Below are 15,890 nucleotides of genomic sequence, written 5' to 3' on the forward strand. Positions count from 1 at the left end.
CGCAGATCTCACCATCCTAACGAATACCACGCACCGAAATTTCCCACAACATCCAGTCAAAGCGTGGAGACCGGCGCATATACGTTAAAGGGGTTCGGGATTGCCGAGCGTCGCGCACCACCCAGCCGAGACCGCCCCACACCACTGTGAAACATCCGGAAGTTCACCAAACTGACGCCTTCGGTCCAAGCCACGAGGAAACCCTGATATGTTTCCCGGGAAACGTTGAGCCTCCTCGGCCAGGACCCCGTCCCGCGAGGAGGCTTTTCGCGTTCCACGACCTTCACCGGGGAGATCCATGTCAGAGGTTTTCGTCCAGCTCGCCCAGGAAGCCGACCTGCCCGTCGCCGAGCGGCTCTGGCTGATGTTCTGTCATGACATGTCGGAGTTTCGCGGAGCCCTGCCCGACGCGGACGGGACCTTCAGGAGCGACCGGTTGCACGCGGCGTTCACCGATCCCGGCTGGGCGCCGTATCTGGTGACGAACGGCGAGCGCCCTCTCGGCCTGGCCGTCGTCCGCGGCCTGGACGGCCCGGTCCGCGTGCTGAGCGGTTTCTTCGTCGTGCGCGGCGCACGGGGGACGGGCGTCGGGCTGCGTGCCGTACGGCAGGTCGTCGCACGGCATCCGGGCACGTGGGAGATCGCCTTCCAGGACGACAACGCCGGCGCGGCGCGTTTCTGGCGCCGGGTCGCTACCGCGATCGCCGGGGACGCCTGGACCGAGGAGCACCGGCTTGTCCCGAACCGGCCCGACCTGCCACCCGACGCCTGGATCTCGTTCACCGCCCGGGGGGCCATCGGCGAGCCGTGAGGGCCCCCGCTCTACCCCCACCGATCATCGCCATCTGGCAGAAAATGCCGACATCCAGCCACCAAAAGCAGATAAACAGGCCCCTTTTCTCGCTTAACAAATAAAGAACCCCTTCCCCACTGAACACATCATCCCGGAGCGACAAAACAGGAAATTCTTCCGAAAAAACCACCGAGAAGCCGGGGAAAGACAGCATTACCGCCAGTGATTAAAAACTCACGGTCAGTCAAATGGCCCGGCGTGGGAGAGCCTCGCCCGGCCGAGAATGAGTCACGATCGGTTACGTCAAAATCACAAACCGTGAAGGGACTCAACATGATCCGTCGTCTTCTCGCAGGTCTGGCGCTCGCAGGAGCGGTCGTCGCGACGCCGCTGGCCGCCGGGGTGCCCGCCAGCGCAGCAGCCGACCCGGCTCCCGCCGAGATCGTCACCGCCCCGACCACCGCCGACGACCCCACACCCGAGACCGGCGAGATCACCATTCGCTGGATCTCTCCGGCTCGGTGCCAGTTGGGCGGCGGCGTGCCCGTGCGCGTGATCGGGCGCTGGGGCTTCTGCCGGGGTGGCGTCTTCAACGGCTTCCCCGTCCGCTTCTTCTAAGAGAACCGGGGTGTCGGCCTTCCGGTCGGCACCCCTCGAAGTCTCGCTTCCTCCAGAAGAGACTTGAACCCCCCGTAACGGGGGGTTCTACCTTTTCAAGGGTGACCGGGAAGGACATCACCGGACGCCGGTGGAGCATCGGAGAACTGGCGCGGGCCAGCGGGACGACCGTGCGCGCGCTGTACCACTACGACGAGATCGGCCTGCTGTCGGCGAGCGAACGCACCGCCTCAGGACACCGCCGCTACACCGAGGACGACCTGCGGCGGCTGTACCGGGTTCGGGCCCTGCGCTCGCTCGGCCTGTCGCTCGACGAGATCGCGGTCGTGCTCGCGGACCCGGCGGACGACCTGGCGACGATGCGCGGACTGCTGTCCGCGCAGCTCCGCGGCCTTGACGAGCAGGCCGAGCGGATCGACCGGCTCAAGCTGCGGCTGCGCGACCTGCTGGGGCAGCTCGACGGCGGCACGATGCCCGACCCGGGGCGGTTCATGACGACCCTGGAGATGATCTCTGTGTTCGAAACCCATTTCACCCCGGAACAGCGCGAACAGCTCGCCGAGCGCCGGGCCGTACTCGGCGCCGACGCCGTCGAGGAGGCCAGGACCCGCTGGGCCGGTCTGGTCGAGGAACTCCTCGGCCACGTGCGGGCCGACACCCCCGTGGACGACCCCCGGGTCCGGGAACTCGTCACCCGCTGGGACGAACTGGGCGCCGCCTTCCACCCCGGTGGCGGGACGACCGGCGACACCCAGGAGGCGGCCCGGCGGATGTGGCGGGACAACGGCGCCGAACTCAGCCGGAACCTCCCCTGGCCCGCCGACCTGATGGCCGCCCTCGTCCCCTACCTGGAGCGCGTCAGGAACGCGGCTGAGGGCTGACGAGGCTCTCCTTCGCCCAGAGGGCCAGCAGCCGCAGCGCGGTCTCCGAGCCGGACCCCTCCTCGACCGTGTGGGCGATCAGCGCCTGGTCGGGGTCGTCGGGCAGCCGGAGCGTCTCGTATCCGAGCTCCAGCTCACCGACCACCGGGTGCCGGTAGACGTACCGGCCGTGGGTCTTGTCGCGGACGCCGTGCTCACTCCAGAGTTCCCTGAACTCGGGGCTGGCGGCCGACAACTCGTCCACCAGCACCGCCGTCTCCGGATCGTCGGGATAACGCGCGATGTCGAGCCTGAGGAAGGCGGTCACGTCCGCGGCCTTGCCGTACCAGTCGGCGTAGAGGCCGCGCGTCCCCTCGTCCAGAAACACCAGCCGGGCCAGGTTCCGCCGCCGCGGCGGCAGCGCGCCGAAGTCGGTGATCAACGCCGCCGCGAGCGGGTTCCAGGCCAGGACGTCGGTGTTGCGTCCCACGACGTACGCCGGGACCCCGGACGCCAGGTCGAGCAGCCTGCGCAGTCCTGGCCTGACCCGCTGCGGCTCGGGGGCGTTCTCCCGCCGGTCGGCCTCCGACCAGGGGCGGGCGAGCCGGTACAGGTGGTCGCGTTCGGCCGCGTCCAGCCGCAGCGCGCGGGCGACCGCGTCCAGGACCGCCTCGGAGAAGTGCAGGGTACGGCCCTGCTCAAGCCGTACGTAGTGGTCCACGCTCACCCCGGCGAGCATGGCCAGCTCCTCCCGGCGCAGCCCCGGGACACGTCTGTTGCCGCCGTAGGCGGGCAGCCCGAGCTCCTCGGGCCGCAGCCTGGCGCGACGGGATCTTAGGAATTCGCCCAGTTCCACACGTCTGTCCAGTGCCATGAATCCAGTATCCCCGCCCTCTGGAACTCCAGCCTGGTCACGCCGTGCCCAGGCACGGGCCGCCACTGGGTAAGCCGTGGAAAGACCAGGAAAGTGGTGGACATCAACCCGGTAACCCCGAAAGGCATCGACATGACCACCGTTCCCCTTGGCAGCACCGGCATGAACGTCAGCCGTCTCGGCTTCGGCTCCTGGGCCGTCTCCGGCCCCGGCTGGCACTTCGGCTGGGGCGCCACCGACGACGCCGAGTCGATCGCCGCCATCCGGCGCGCGGTCACCTCCGGCGTCAACTGGATCGACACCGCCGCCGTTTACGGCCTCGGCCACTCCGAGGAGCTGGTCGGCAGGGCCGTGGCGGGCCTGCCGGAGGCCGAGCGGCCCTACCTGTTCACCAAGGTCGGCCTGGTCTGGGACCCGGACAACCCACTGGCCGCGCCACGCCGGATCATGAAGCCCGCCAGTGTGCGCCGCGAGGTCGAGGACTCACTCAGGCGGCTCGGGGTCGAGCACATCGACCTGTACCAGGTGCACTGGCCGGACACCGGCGAGTCGCTGGAGTTCGCCGGTGACGGTAGTGGCGCCAATGGCGCCGTCTCGCCGAACGCCACGCCGCTTCAGGAGTACTGGCAGGTCATGGCCGACCTCAAGGCCGAGGGCAAGGTCCGGGCGATCGGCCTGTCCAACCACTCCCCCGAGCAGCTCCAGGCGGCCGAGGAGATCGCCCACGTCGACGTCGTCCAGCCGCCGTTCTCGGCGATCAACCGTTCGGCGGCGGCGGAGGTCGCCTGGGCCAACGCCCACGGCACCGGCGTGATCGTCTACTCCCCGCTCCAGTCGGGGCTGCTCACCGGCACCTTCTCCGCCGGACGCGTCGCCTCCCTGCCCGCCGACGACTGGCGTCGCGCCAGCCGCGACTTCACCACGGGCCTGCCCGCCAACCTCCGGCTCGCCGACGCCCTGCGTCCCGTCGCCGCGCGGCACGGCGTGACGGTCGCCGAGGTGGCCATCGCCTGGACGCTGGCCTGGCCGGGCATCACCGGCGCCATCGTCGGAGCCCGTACGGCCGCGCAGGTCGACGGGTGGATCGCGGCGGACGCGGTGCGCCTCACCCCGGCCGACCTTGAGGAGATCGCCGTCGCGATCACCACCTCGGGCGCGGGCGTCGGCCCGGCCCGGCCGTGACGCCCTTTCCGAGAACCAAGGAGGAGTGCTGACATGTCCCTGACCGTCATCGCCGAACTCCTGGCCAGGCCCGGCCAGGAGGACCGGCTCCGTACCGCCCTCGAAGCGATGATCGAACCGTCCCTGGACGAACCCGGCTGCCTGGCCTACCGGCCGTACGTCGACCCCAACGAGCCCGCCCGGATGGTCGTCGTCGAGGAGTGGACCGGCCCCGAGGCCCTGACCGAGCACTTCGCCACCCCGCACTTCCAGCACGTGCGGCAGGTCCTCGACCTGATCCTCGCCGTCCCGATGACCGTCGGCACCTTCACCCCCACGAAGTTCGACGGGTGACCGAGAACCGTGCGCGAATGCAGGATAGTTTCGCGCACGGTGCGGGATAATATCCAGCACGATGCGGGATAGAAACGGGATATCGCTCATGCTGTTCGCCACTCCTGTCCTTGACGACCGGGAGCTTGAAGTCCTCGAAGAGGTCGAGGACGCCAAGCGGAAGCTCCGCCACCAGCTCCACGAACCTCGACGATGGGTTGGCCAGCTGCGACGTCAGACGTTCGCACGCGCGGTCCAGGGGTCCAACTCCATCGAGGGCTACGTGGCCAAATTGGATGATGCCGCCGCCATCGCCGCAGGCGACGAACCCCTGGATGCCACCCAGGAGACACAGCTCGCGATCAAGGGGTACAGCGACGCGATGACCTACGTCCTTCAGATGGCTGGAGAGGACGACTTCGCCTACACCACCCAGATGCTCAAGAGCCTGCACTTCATGATGACGAGCTACAACCTCGGCAACCGCCCGGGAAGATGGCGAGCGGGCTCCATCTACGTCCGGGAGGAGGGGTCCGGGGACCTCGTCTACGAGGGACCCTCCGTGGACCAGGTGCCAACCCTGATGGAGGGGTTGGCGGAAAGGCTCACCGCGGAGAATGGGCACAGCAGCCCGGCTCCCGTACGAGCCGCCATGGCGCACCTCAACCTTGTCATGATCCATCCGTTCAAGGACGGCAACGGCCGCATGGCCAGGTGTTTGCAGAGCCTGGTTCTCTCCCGCGAAGGAGTCCTGTCCCCGATCTTCATGAGTGTGGAGGAGTATCTGGGACGTAACACTCCCGCCTACTACGCGGTATTGGCGGAGGTCGGCCAGGGTTCCTGGAATCCCGGCAACGACGCCCGACCATGGCTCCGCTTCATGTTGACCGCGCACCTGCGGCAGGCGCGCACGCACCTTGTCCGCATCCGCGAGAGCGGCCTGTTGTGGACCGCGCTGGAGCGGCTCACCGAGACACATCGCCTGCCCGAACGAGTCATGGCGGTAATGTTCGACGCGGCGATGGGATTCCGGATACGAAACCAGACCTACCGAACGGCGCTGGAGCGTTCAGGCGAGGAGCCCATCACCGAATCAACCGCCAACCGGGACCTGCGTCAGCTGGTGGACACGGGACTCATCGAACCCCGCGGAGAGAAACGAGGACGTTACTACGTCGCGGGTGGAGAACTGGCCGCTATCCGAGAAGAGATCGTCCACGCCCGCGGAAAGCGCGACGACTCCGACCCCTTCTCCTCCTGACCGCTCGGCCCGAGGGTCAGACGGCGCGTTCGCCCCGGTGCCAGACCGCCGAGACGAGGGGGACGCCGGGGCGGTAGGCCAGGTGGACGTGGGAGGGGGCGTCGAGCAGGACGAGGTCCGCGCGGGCGCCGGGGCCGAGGTGGCCCACGTCCGTACGGCGCAGCGCCCGCGCCCCGCCCATCGTCGCCGCCCACACGGCCTCGTCCGGGGTCATCCCCATCTCCCGCACCGCGACGGCCACGCAGAACGGCATGCTCGTGGTGAAACTCGACCCCGGGTTGCAGTCGGTGGACAGCGCGACCGTCACCCCCGCCTCCAGCAGGCGCCGGGCGTCCGGGTAGGCGGCCCTGGTGGAGAACTCGGCGCCGGGCAGCAGCGTGGCGACCGTGTTCCCCGAGGCCAGGGCGTCGACGTCGGCGTCGTCGAGGTGGGTGCAGTGGTCGGCGGAGGCGGCGCCGAGCTCGACGGCGAGCCGTACGCCGGGGCCGTGACCGAGCTGGTTGGCGTGGACCCGGGGGGTGAGCCCGCGCTTGGCGCCCGCTTCGAGGATCGCCCGCGCCTGGTCGCCGTCGAAGGCGCCACGCTCGCAGAAGACGTCGACCCAGCGGGCGTACGGCGCGCACCGGTCGAGCATCGGCCCGGTGACGAGGTCCACGTAGGCGTCGGCGTCGGTGTCGGCCGGGACCACGTGGGCGCCGAGATAGGTCACCTCGTCGGTGTGCTCACCGGCGATCCGCAGCGAACGGGCCTCGTCCTCGACGGTGAGCCCGTAGCCGGACTTGCACTCGATGACCGTGGTCCCCTGGCGCAGCGCCTCGGCGACCAGCCTGGCGACGTTGGCCGACAGTTCGGCGTCGCTCGCCGCCCTGGTCGCCGCGACCGTCGTGCGGATCCCCCCGGCCGTGTACGGCGTGCCCGACATGCGGGCGTCGAACTCGGCCGTGCGGTCCCCGGCGAAGACCAGGTGGGCGTGGGAGTCGACGAAGCCGGGGATCGCGGCCCTGCCCCCGGCGTCGTGGACCTCGTCGGCCGCCGGAGCCGAGGAGGCGGGGCCCACCCACGCGACCGTGGGCCCGTCGAGGACGACGGCGGCGTCCTCGACCACGCCGAGCGGCCCCTGCCCCAGCGACGGATCGTTGGTGACGAGACGGGACAGACCGGTGACGAGCAGGCTCACGGTACCTCCGGACGTGCGGAAAGACAGGCGGAACAGGGACTCACCACGGCACGGCGTGAATGGGTACAGGGACCGGTCCCGGCGCTCACCACGGCATGGTGCGGGACGGGCCAGGGACCGGCCCCTGCGTTCATGATGCCGCCGCCGTGCCGGGTGACACGGCTCCGACGCGGCGAGGAGACCACGGCACACGCCGGCTCAGATGCCCAGCCGTACGAGACGGCACGGCTCCGGCGCGACGGGGAGAGCACCGCGTCACGACGCCCAGAGGCGGCCGACGGCCCGGCGCAGGGCGGCGGGAACGTCGGGGACGAGCCGGTGGGCGCCGTGCCGTACGACCAGCCTGCCGCCGACCACGACGTCCCGCACGTCGGCGGCCGTCGCGGCGAAGACGGCGGTCTCCGGGCGGGGCCGTGGGGTGGCGGTGCGGACCGAGTCGAGGGAGACCGTCACCAGGTCGGCGACGGCGCCGACCTCGATGCGGCCCGCCTCCGGCCAGCCGAGTGAGGCGTGTCCGTCGCCGGTGGCGGCGCGCAGCAGTTCGTCGGCGCTCCAGTGCCCCCTGCGGCGGGTGCGCAGCCGTTCGTCCAGTTCCATGCCGCGCGCCTCCTCGAACAGGTCGATGACGGCGTGGCTGTCGCTGCCCAGGGTGAGCCGCGACCCGGCGAGCTGGAGGTCCTTGGCCGGTCCGATGCCGTCGGCGAGGTCCCGTTCGGTCGTCGGGCACATGCAGACGGTCGTGGCGCTGCCGCCGAGCAGGGCGACGTCGTCGCCGGTCAGATGGGTGGCGTGTACGGCCGTCGCCCGGGGGCCGAGCACGCCGTGGTCGGCCAGCAGCCTGGTCGGCGTGACGCCGTACGCCTCGACGCAGCCCTCGTTCTCGGCGGGCTGCTCGGACAGGTGCGCGTGGATCGGCGCCAGCCTGCCCTCGGCCCAGGCCGCGACGACGGCGAGCTGGTCGGCGGGGACGGCCCGCACGGAGTGCACGGCGGCACCGGCGACGGCGTGCGGGTGCTTGTCCAGCGCGACGGCCAACGCCTCGGCGCGTTCCGCCCAGGCGTGGGCCGTACCGTCGCTGAAGCGGGCCTGCGTCGCGTCGGGCGGCGCCCCGAACCCGGACGACAGGTAACAGGTGTCGAGCAGCGTGATCCGGATGCCCGCCCGTGCCGCCGCCTCGACCAGCGCCTCCCCCATGACGTTCGGGTCGGCGTACGGCGTGCCGCCCGGCGCGTGGTGCAGGTAGTGGAACTCCCCGACGCAGGTGATCCCGGCCAGGGCCATCTCGGCGTAGACGGCCGTGGCGAGGTCGAGGTAGGTGTCGGGGTCGAGGGCCGCGGCGGCGCGGTACATCGTCTCCCGCCAGGTCCAGAAGGTGCCGCCGCCGACCTGGGTCTCGCCGCGCAGCGCCCGGTGGAAGGCGTGCGAGTGGGCGTTGGCCAGTCCGGGCAGCACCAGCCCGTCGAGGACCACGGCGTCGCCGGGCTCGCCGCCCGGCCGCAGCGCCGTGATCCGGCCGTCGGTCACCTCGATGAGCAGCCCGGACTCAAGGGGGTCGGAACCCCCGGACCCGGATACCCCAGCCCCAGGGGTTCCGGGACCGGGGGCTCCTGCCTGTGCCCCTCCCGTCCAGGCGTGTCGTGCCCAGAACCTGCCGTTCACAGCAGGTCCTGAAGAACGTCGGTCAGGGCGCTCACCCCGGCCAGGCAGTCGGTCTCCTCGGCGTGCTCGTGCGGGGAGTGCGAGACCCCGGTCGGGTTGCGCACGAAGAGCATCGCGGTCGGTACGGCGGAGGCGAGGATGCCCGCGTCGTGCCCGGCGCCGGTCGGCAGCACCGGGACGCCGCCGAGCACCCGGGCCAGCCGGTCCCGCAGCGGGACGTCGAAGTCGACGACCGGCGTGTAGGACTCCCGGGTGACCTCGGCTCCCTCGGCGGCCTCGGTGATGGCCTTGACCAGCGCGTCCAGCGTCGCCGAGTCGGCGGCCCGCGAGTCGAGCCAGGCCGTCACCAGGGAGGCGATGGCGTTGGTCCCGTTGGGTTCGACCCGAACCTTGCCGAAGGTCGCCAGCGCCCCGGCCTCCCGCGCCAGCTCCCTGGCCGACAGTACGGCCGCCGCGTAGGCGAGCATGGGGTCGTGACGGTCGACGAGCCGGGTGGTCCCGGCGTGGTTGGCCTCGCCGGAGAAGTCGAACCGCCAGCGGCCGTGCGGCCAGATGGCGGAGGCGACGCCGACGGCGTGCGGGGTGTCCGCGAGGTACCTGCCCTGTTCGACGTGGAGTTCGACGAACGCCCCGATCCGCGACAGCCGCTCGTCGTCGCGGCCGATCGCCTCCGGGTCCCGGCCCGCGCGCTCCATCGCGTCGGCCAGCCGTACGCCGTCGCCGTCACGCAGGTCCCTGGCGTGGCCGGGCTCCAGGACACCGGCCATCAGCCGGGACCCGACGCAGGCGACGCCGAACCTGGCGCCCTCCTCGTCACCGAAGTTGACGACGGCCAGCGGCCTTGAGGGGGTGACGCCCCGCTCGCGCAGCGCGTCGAGGGCGGCGAAGGAGGACACGACGCCGAGCGGGCCGTCGTAGGCGCCGCCGTCCGGCACCGAGTCCAGGTGCGAGCCGACGACGACGGCGTCCCCGGCGGCCGGGTCGCCCAGCCAGGCCCACTGGTTGCCGTTGCGGTCGATCTCGTAGCCCAGGCCCCTGGCCTCGGCCTGCTCGGCGAACCAGGCGCGGCACTCGGCGTCGGCGGAGGTCCAGGCGTGGCGCCGGTAACCGCCGCTGCCCGCGTGCCGGCCGACGGGCAGCAGCTCCCGCCACATCCGGCGGAAGCCCTCCCCCGCCGCGCCCGCCTTCTCGTATGCGTCGCTCACGCGTCGCCCTCGCGCATCGGGACGCGCACGTCGCGCTCCTCGGCGACCTCGTTGGCCCGGTCGTATCCGGCGTCCACGTGCCTGATGACGCCCATGCCGGGGTCGTTGGTCAGCACCCGGCGGATCTTCTCCCCGGCCAGGGCCGTACCGTCGGCGACCGTGACCTGGCCCGCGTGGATGGAACGGCCGATGCCGACACCGCCGCCGTGGTGGATGGAGACCCACGACGCGCCGGAGGCGACGTTCACCATGGCGTTGAGCAGCGGCCAGTCCGCGATGGCGTCCGACCCGTCGAGCATCGCCTCGGTCTCCCGGTACGGCGAGGCCACCGAGCCGCAGTCGAGGTGGTCACGGCCGATCGCGACGGGGGCGGACAGCTCGCCGGAGGCGACCATGTCGTTGAAGCGCTCACCGGCCCGGTCGCGCTCGCCGTACCCGAGCCAGCAGATGCGCGCGGGCAGGCCCTGGAAGTGGACGCGCTCCCCGGCCATCTTGATCCAGCGGGCCAGGGACTCGTTCTCGGGGAACAGGTCGAGGATGGCCCGGTCGGTCCTGGCGATGTCGGCGGGGTCGCCGGACAGCGCGGCCCAGCGGAAGGGGCCCTTGCCCTCGCAGAACAGCGGCCTGATGTAGGCGGGCACGAAACCGGGGAAGTCGAAGGCGCGCGCGTAGCCCGCCAGCTTGGCCTCACCGCGGATCGAGTTGCCGTAGTCGAAGACCTCGGCCCCGGCGTCCTGGAAGCCGACCATCGCCTCGACGTGCCTGGCCATGGACTCGCGGGCCCGCTGGGTGAAGCCCTCCGGGTCCTTGGCGGCCTCGTCGGCCATTTCCTCGAAGGCGACGCCGATCGGCAGGTAGGCCAGCGGGTCGTGCGCGGAGGTCTGGTCGGTGACGACGTCGATCTCGGCGCCCCTGGCGAGCAGTTCCGGTACGGCCTGCGCGGCGTTGGCCTCGACACCGATGGACAGCGGCCTGCGGGCGTCGCGCGCCTCGTAGGCCAGGCGCAGGGCCTCGTCGAGGTTGTCGGCCTTGACGTCGAGGTAGCGGTGCTCGATGCGCCGGTCGATGCTGCGCGGGTCGCAGTCGATGCAGATGACGACGCCGCCGTTCATGGTGACGGCCAGCGGCTGGGCGCCGCCCATGCCGCCGAGCCCGGCGGTGAGGGTGATCGTCCCGGCGAGGGAGCCGCCGAACCGCTTGGCGGCGACGGCGCTGAAGGTCTCGTAGGTGCCCTGGAGGATGCCCTGGGTGCCGATGTAGATCCACGACCCGGCGGTCATCTGCCCGTACATGGTCAGGCCGAGCTGTTCGAGGCGCCGGAACTCGGGCCAGGTCGCCCAGTCGCCGACCAGGTTGGAGTTGGCGATCAGGACACGCGGCGCCCACTCGTGGGTCGTCATGACCCCGACGGGACGGCCGGACTGCACGAGGAGGGTCTCGTCGCCCTTCAGCGTGCTCAGGGTGCGGGTGATGGCGTCGTAGGAGCGCCAGTCACGCGCCGCCTTGCCGGTGCCGCCGTACACGACGAGCTTGTCGGGATGCTCGGCGACCTCGGGGTCGAGGTTGTTCATGAGCATCCGTAGCGCGGCCTCCTGCTGCCAGCCGCGCGTGTTCAGCTCCGTCCCACGCGGAGCCCTGATCGGACCTCGGCCGTTCTGCTCAGCCACGCTTCCGCCCTCCAGCACGTCGGCCGTCAGCCGACATGTTCAAATAGATGTATTCACTTGTATCCCGCTTGAATAGTTTCAGTCAACAGGCTAGTCCGTGAAGATCTCCCTGGCCGCGGCCGACACCTCGAACGCCTCAAGCCGTCCCTCGGCCCCGGGGATCTCATCGCACATCGCCTCAAGAAGGACTCTGCCCAGCATCATGGGGCCGCAGGCCGTGTCGAAGACCAGACTCGTGCCGACCTCGGCGGCCAGCACCACGTCCGACAGCGCCGCGGCGGGCGCGAAGGCGCTGTCGGCGACCGTCACCACGCTCAGCCCGGCGTCCCTGGCGACGGTGAGCGCCTCGGTCAGCTCCGCCGGATAGCGGGGCAGCGCGAAGCACAACAACGCGGTCGCTCCCGCCGCCGCGGCCCGCTCGATCCGGTCGGCCAGCATGGACCCGCCCTCGTCGAGCAGCCGCACATCCGGGTGGACCTTGGCGGCGAAGTAGGAGAACCCCGCAGCCTGCGCGGCGGCGGCCCGCAGTCCGAGGACCGGCAGCGGCCGGGAGACCGACAGCAGTCGCGCGGCGGCGACGACCGGCTTGGGATCGGCCAGCGTCCCGGCCAGCCGCCGCAGGTGGGCGATCTCCGCCAGTACGGCCCGCTGCAACTCGTTCGGCGCCTCCTCCTCGGCGCCCTCCCCGGCCTCGTCCTGGACGACCGTCTCCGGGGAGCCCAGCTCACGCAGCTGCCTGCGCAGCGCGGGGTAGCCGTCGAACCCGAGGGCCATCGCGAAGCGGGTCACCGACGGCTGACTGACCCCGGCCAGCTCGGCCACCTCCACGCTGGACAGGAAGGCCGCCTCCCCGGCGTGCTGCACCAGGCAGTGCGCGATCCTGCGCTGCGCGGGGGTCAGCCGGTGCCCCTCGAACAGCCGCAGCATGCGGGGTCCGGCATCGTCGTGACTCATACTTCTCCTCGGTCGGGGGCGTCGGTCGGGGGCGCGTCGGGGCCCAGGCTCGGGACCGGGACCCCGGACCCGGAGCCGGGTTCGGGCACAGGCGTTGGGACCGGAGCCTGGAACCAAGCTCAGAGCCATGATCCAAGGTCAGAGCCGGAGCCCAGACCCGGGCTTGGAGCCGGAGCCCTGGATACAGGCTTGGACGGGACATGGATTCAGGGCATGGGCTCGGGGCTCAGGACTCGGGCATGGAATATATTCATTCATCATGCCTCCTGCATGGCTACATGCAGAACGGTGGAGGCTCCCTAAAGGGCTATTCGGTCACCGCCCGGTCGGCCGTCCGCCGGAGACCAGTGACAGCCGTCACCGTCGTTTGCCCGCCTTCCGTGCCAGGCCCGGGCCCTCAACGCATGATCATGTGCGGAAGTGGACATGACCCGCGCGAAAAGCGCCATGAACCGCCAGGCTGGGGCCACCGGTTGCCGGAATATGGCCCCGGGGCATATGAAAAGCGGATAACCTCCGCAGAAAATGGATCTGCTGGACGGAGAACACGGTGGCATCGTCGAAGCCGGAGAGGCCCAGGCTCGACACCACGACCCCGAACATGGGGCGGGTCGCTGACTACTTCCTGGGTGGCAAGGACAACTTCGCCGCCGACCGGGAAGCGGCCAAAGCGGCGATGGCCATCACCCCCGAACTCCCCGTGCTCTGGCGTGAGGGACGGCGCTTCCTCGGCCGGGCCGTACGCTTCCTCGCCCAGGAGGCCGGGATCCGGCAGTTCATCGACGTCGGCTGCGGCCTGCCGACCCAGGGCAACGTGCACGAGATCGCCCACGCGGTCGCTCCGGACGCCCGGGTCGTCTACGTCGACAACGACCCCATGGTCGTGGTCCACGGCCAGGCCCTGCTGCAGGACGACCGGCTGACCGTGGTCGTCGAGGCCGACCTCCGCGACCCCGAGGCGCTGCTCGCCGACCCCGGCCTCACCAAGATGATCAACCCCGATGAGCCGGTCGCGATCCTGCTGTTCGGCGTGCTCCAGGACATCCAGGACGACTCCCAGGTCGACCAGATCATCGACTACCTCCGCAAGACCATCTCGCCGGGCAGCTACCTGGCCATCTCCCACCCGGTCGGCGACCTGCGCCCCGAGGCCACCGCCAAGCTCGCCGCCTTCTACCAGAGCGAGGGCGCCGTCACCGGCCCCCACAGGAAGGGCCTGCGCAGCAAGGCCGAGATCGAACGCTACTTCGACGGCCTCGCCCTGGTGGACCCCGGAGTCGTCTACATCCCCGAATGGCGCCCAGAGGACGACCTGATCCACCGCCCCGACTCAATCTGGGTGGTCGGCGGCATCGGCCACAAGGAATAGGCGTCTCCCCCTCAACGGGGCTCTCACGCCTGGCCGTACCCCGGACCCGAGCCTGAGACGTGGCAACTCCAACCGGCACCGCTTTCGGACCGCCCCTGCTTCGCTGGATCGCGGCGATGCCGGGCTCAAGACAAGCAAAGAGGCCGCAACCACGCTGCCGTTAAGCGTGATCGTCACCGCCACGCCCTGAAAACCATCCCCACGGGCGCGGGGAGCACCTCCTGACATCCTGCTGGCAAATCGGCCTGATCTTGGGCCGTGCGGGCTCCGAGCCGGGCGGCGGGCTCTCCGCGAGTGACCGTGCCTGTCCACCGCTGATCGCCCTCAGTGGCCCGGCGATGTCCTTCGACCTGCCGATCTGTGAGCACGGGCTTACTTTCCGCCTCGACCTTCTCCTCATCACCGGCGGTTCTCAGATCAAGGTCCCGAACGGCTTGGCGAACCGTGCCATCTTGTAGCACCGGGTAGCACCCTCCTATAGGGATGAAGAGTGAACACTCCTCGGCCCGACCCCTCCCATCAGACCTCCCAGCGTGACCTGCGCAACCGGTCGGCCGAGATCATGGATGGGCTGGAACGAGGGGAACGGTACGCCGTCACCCGTAACAGCCACCACATCGGCGACCTCGTTCCCATCCGCCACCGACGCCGAGCCGTCTCACGAGCGGAGTTCAGCGCCGTGTCCCGCGGCATGCCATGGCTGGACGACCGGAAATACCGCGAGGACATGGACCGCCACGTCAATGACGAGTTTCACGACCCCTACGACCGCGCTTACGGCAGAGGCGTGGTCACGGAGAACGAGGAATGACCCACGCCCAGGGGTTGCTCGACACCAACATCCTCATCCTGCGCGCCGGCATCGACCCCGACGAGCTTCCCGACGAGATACTGATCATCGCCATCACCACCGCGGAGCTGTTCAGTCGGCGTGCTGGTGGCCACCGGGCCGCAGGAGCTCGCCCAGCGGATGAAGATCCTGCAGACCGTCGAGGCAGAGTTCGATCCACTTCCCTTCGACGACGCCGCCGCCCGTGAGTACGGCCAGCTGTGGACGGCCGTCGTCGCCTCAGGACGTAAACCCCGCCCCCGGACAGCGGACCTGATGATCGCCTGCGTGACCATCGCAAACCAACTGCCCCTCTACACCTGCAACCCCAAGGATTTCAAAGGCCTGGACCACCTGCTCTCCGTGATGCCGGTCACTCGGCCGCGTTGGGACAGCGGATGAGCACAAAGCAGTCGAAACTCCCGGTGATCGGCCAGATGCGTGCCATACGGACCTTGAAGTGCCCGTAGAACGACCGAAGCCCAGACTGGGGAACCATCCCCGGCCTGGGCTTTTCGTTGGGCGGAGCCTATGAGATTCGAACTCCTGCCCTCCTGCTTGCAAGCAGGCGCTCTGAGATCATCCCCGCGTGCGCGGGGAGCACCCTCGCCGACCTGCGGGTTTATCAGCGGCAAGGGCCGAAAATCATCACTTCCATCGACTTGGACATACCGGACACACCATGAAGTTCACCGAGACAGCGCCGACCACAGGCTAACGTGCGACACAACGCAAAACTCCCTGATCCACAAGCGCACTCCGAGACGGGAAGCCCACCACGCATCAGAAAGCCATACCGTCGCCCTTGCCTTCAGACCCTGGACCCGCCAAACGCCGTGCCCGAAATGCCCGACTCAACGAAAGTAATGATTTTCAGCCCTCACCGCCGACAAACCCGCAGGTCGGCGAGGGTGCTCCCCGCGTACGCGGGGATGGTCCGGGCAGCCTCGTCCTCACCCTCACGGTGGAGCCGTGCTCCCCGCGTACGCGGGGATCGTCTGCCCCCTCGAAGAGGCGGGAGATAGCGATCAAGGTGTGGTGTTGAGGAGGGCGGTGATGTCGGTTTCGCGGTAGCGGCGTTGGTTGCTGGGGGTTCTCACTGAGGGGATGCGGCCGGTCAGCGCCCAGCG

The 15,890-nt window shown here is 70.0% G+C and carries 15 protein-coding genes; 9 read left to right on the forward strand and 6 right to left on the reverse strand.

Going from position 1 to position 15,890, the window contains the following annotated elements:
* Window positions 1–298 precede the first annotated feature (298 nt).
* From ABZ463_RS38900 to ABZ463_RS38910, 3 genes are all read left to right on the forward strand, one after another.
* Window positions 299–811 carry a GNAT family N-acetyltransferase gene (locus ABZ463_RS38900; protein ID WP_352013973.1) on the forward strand — a complete coding sequence of 171 codons (513 nt, stop codon included), beginning with the start codon at window positions 299–301 and terminating at the stop codon, window positions 809–811.
* Between the two features lie 315 nt (window positions 812–1,126).
* A complete protein-coding gene (locus tag ABZ463_RS38905; RefSeq protein WP_352013974.1) occupies window positions 1,127–1,411 on the forward strand; it encodes a hypothetical protein in 285 nt (94 codons plus the stop codon).
* A gap of 101 nt (window positions 1,412–1,512) precedes the next feature.
* Window positions 1,513–2,292 carry a MerR family transcriptional regulator gene (locus ABZ463_RS38910; protein WP_362784632.1) on the forward strand — a complete coding sequence of 260 codons (780 nt, stop codon included), beginning with the start codon at window positions 1,513–1,515 and terminating at the stop codon, window positions 2,290–2,292.
* On the opposite strand, the gene ABZ463_RS38915 is transcribed toward ABZ463_RS38910, so the two are convergent.
* Entirely contained in the window at window positions 2,270–3,145 is an 876-nt protein-coding gene (locus tag ABZ463_RS38915; RefSeq protein ID WP_352013976.1) for a helix-turn-helix transcriptional regulator, read from the reverse strand. The genes ABZ463_RS38910 and ABZ463_RS38915 overlap by 23 nt on opposite strands.
* Before the next feature lie 132 nt (window positions 3,146–3,277).
* On the opposite strand from ABZ463_RS38915, the gene ABZ463_RS38920 reads away from it, so the two are divergent.
* The 3 genes from ABZ463_RS38920 (at window position 3,278) to ABZ463_RS38930 (ending at window position 5,900) form a co-directional block, all read left to right on the forward strand.
* Complete coding sequence (locus ABZ463_RS38920) at window positions 3,278–4,327, forward strand: aldo/keto reductase (RefSeq protein ID WP_362784636.1); 1,050 nt, start codon at window positions 3,278–3,280, stop codon at window positions 4,325–4,327.
* 33 nt (window positions 4,328–4,360) lie between these two features.
* Window positions 4,361–4,660, forward strand: coding sequence for a putative quinol monooxygenase (locus ABZ463_RS38925; protein ID WP_352013978.1), 300 nt, complete (start codon window positions 4,361–4,363; stop codon window positions 4,658–4,660).
* An 88-nt stretch (window positions 4,661–4,748) separates the two neighbouring features.
* A complete protein-coding gene (locus ABZ463_RS38930; protein WP_352013979.1) occupies window positions 4,749–5,900 on the forward strand; it encodes a Fic family protein in 1,152 nt (383 codons plus the stop codon).
* 16 nt (window positions 5,901–5,916) lie between these two features.
* Here the strand turns inward: ABZ463_RS38930 and hutI are convergent, their stop codons facing one another.
* The 5 genes from hutI to ABZ463_RS38955 form a co-directional block, all read right to left on the reverse strand.
* Entirely contained in the window at window positions 5,917–7,077 is a 1,161-nt protein-coding gene (gene hutI / locus ABZ463_RS38935) for an imidazolonepropionase (RefSeq protein ID WP_352013980.1), read from the reverse strand.
* 255 nt (window positions 7,078–7,332) lie between these two features.
* On the reverse strand, window positions 7,333–8,736 hold the full coding sequence (locus ABZ463_RS38940) for a formimidoylglutamate deiminase (RefSeq protein WP_352013981.1): 1,404 nt from the start codon (window positions 8,734–8,736) through the stop codon (window positions 7,333–7,335).
* Window positions 8,733–9,890, reverse strand: a complete 1,158-nt coding sequence (locus ABZ463_RS38945) for an allantoate amidohydrolase (RefSeq protein ID WP_362784662.1) — start codon at window positions 9,888–9,890, stop codon at window positions 8,733–8,735. The genes ABZ463_RS38940 and ABZ463_RS38945 overlap by 4 nt, the downstream gene beginning before the upstream one ends.
* A gap of 47 nt (window positions 9,891–9,937) precedes the next feature.
* Window positions 9,938–11,608, reverse strand: a complete 1,671-nt coding sequence (gene hutU / locus ABZ463_RS38950; protein WP_362784642.1) for a urocanate hydratase — start codon at window positions 11,606–11,608, stop codon at window positions 9,938–9,940.
* Window positions 11,609–11,698: 90 nt separating this feature from the next.
* Window positions 11,699–12,562 carry a MurR/RpiR family transcriptional regulator gene (locus ABZ463_RS38955; protein WP_352013983.1) on the reverse strand — a complete coding sequence of 288 codons (864 nt, stop codon included), beginning with the start codon at window positions 12,560–12,562 and terminating at the stop codon, window positions 11,699–11,701.
* A gap of 550 nt (window positions 12,563–13,112) precedes the next feature.
* Between ABZ463_RS38955 and ABZ463_RS38960 the strand changes: the two genes are divergently transcribed.
* The 3 genes from ABZ463_RS38960 (at window position 13,113) to ABZ463_RS38970 (ending at window position 15,162) form a co-directional block, all read left to right on the forward strand.
* Window positions 13,113–13,931, forward strand: a complete 819-nt coding sequence (locus tag ABZ463_RS38960) for an SAM-dependent methyltransferase (protein WP_362784645.1) — start codon at window positions 13,113–13,115, stop codon at window positions 13,929–13,931.
* A 490-nt stretch (window positions 13,932–14,421) separates the two neighbouring features.
* A complete protein-coding gene (locus ABZ463_RS38965; protein WP_362784648.1) occupies window positions 14,422–14,742 on the forward strand; it encodes a prevent-host-death protein in 321 nt (106 codons plus the stop codon).
* 120 nt (window positions 14,743–14,862) lie between these two features.
* Window positions 14,863–15,162 (forward strand): type II toxin-antitoxin system VapC family toxin, encoded by a 300-nt coding sequence (locus ABZ463_RS38970; RefSeq protein WP_362784652.1) that lies wholly within the window; start codon window positions 14,863–14,865, stop codon window positions 15,160–15,162.
* Window positions 15,163–15,890 lie beyond the last annotated feature (728 nt).

It is taken from the genome of Streptosporangium sp. NPDC020145 (assembly GCF_040631275.1).
Taxonomy (GTDB): Bacteria; Actinomycetota; Actinomycetes; order Streptosporangiales; family Streptosporangiaceae; genus Streptosporangium.

Coding starts and splice junctions, on each gene's coding strand:
- ABZ463_RS38900 (WP_352013973.1), top strand. CDS start 299: ATGTCAGAGGTTTTCGTCCAGCTCGCCCAGGAAGCCGACCTGCCCGTC.
- ABZ463_RS38905 (WP_352013974.1), top strand. CDS start 1,127: ATGATCCGTCGTCTTCTCGCAGGTCTGGCGCTCGCAGGAGCGGTCGTC.
- ABZ463_RS38915 (WP_352013976.1), bottom strand. CDS start 3,145: ATGGCACTGGACAGACGTGTGGAACTGGGCGAATTCCTAAGATCCCGT.
- ABZ463_RS38920 (WP_362784636.1), top strand. CDS start 3,278: ATGACCACCGTTCCCCTTGGCAGCACCGGCATGAACGTCAGCCGTCTC.
- ABZ463_RS38925 (WP_352013978.1), top strand. CDS start 4,361: ATGTCCCTGACCGTCATCGCCGAACTCCTGGCCAGGCCCGGCCAGGAG.
- ABZ463_RS38930 (WP_352013979.1), top strand. CDS start 4,749: ATGCTGTTCGCCACTCCTGTCCTTGACGACCGGGAGCTTGAAGTCCTC.
- ABZ463_RS38945 (WP_362784662.1), bottom strand. CDS start 9,890: ATGTGGCGGGAGCTGCTGCCCGTCGGCCGGCACGCGGGCAGCGGCGGT.
- ABZ463_RS38955 (WP_352013983.1), bottom strand. CDS start 12,562: ATGAGTCACGACGATGCCGGACCCCGCATGCTGCGGCTGTTCGAGGGG.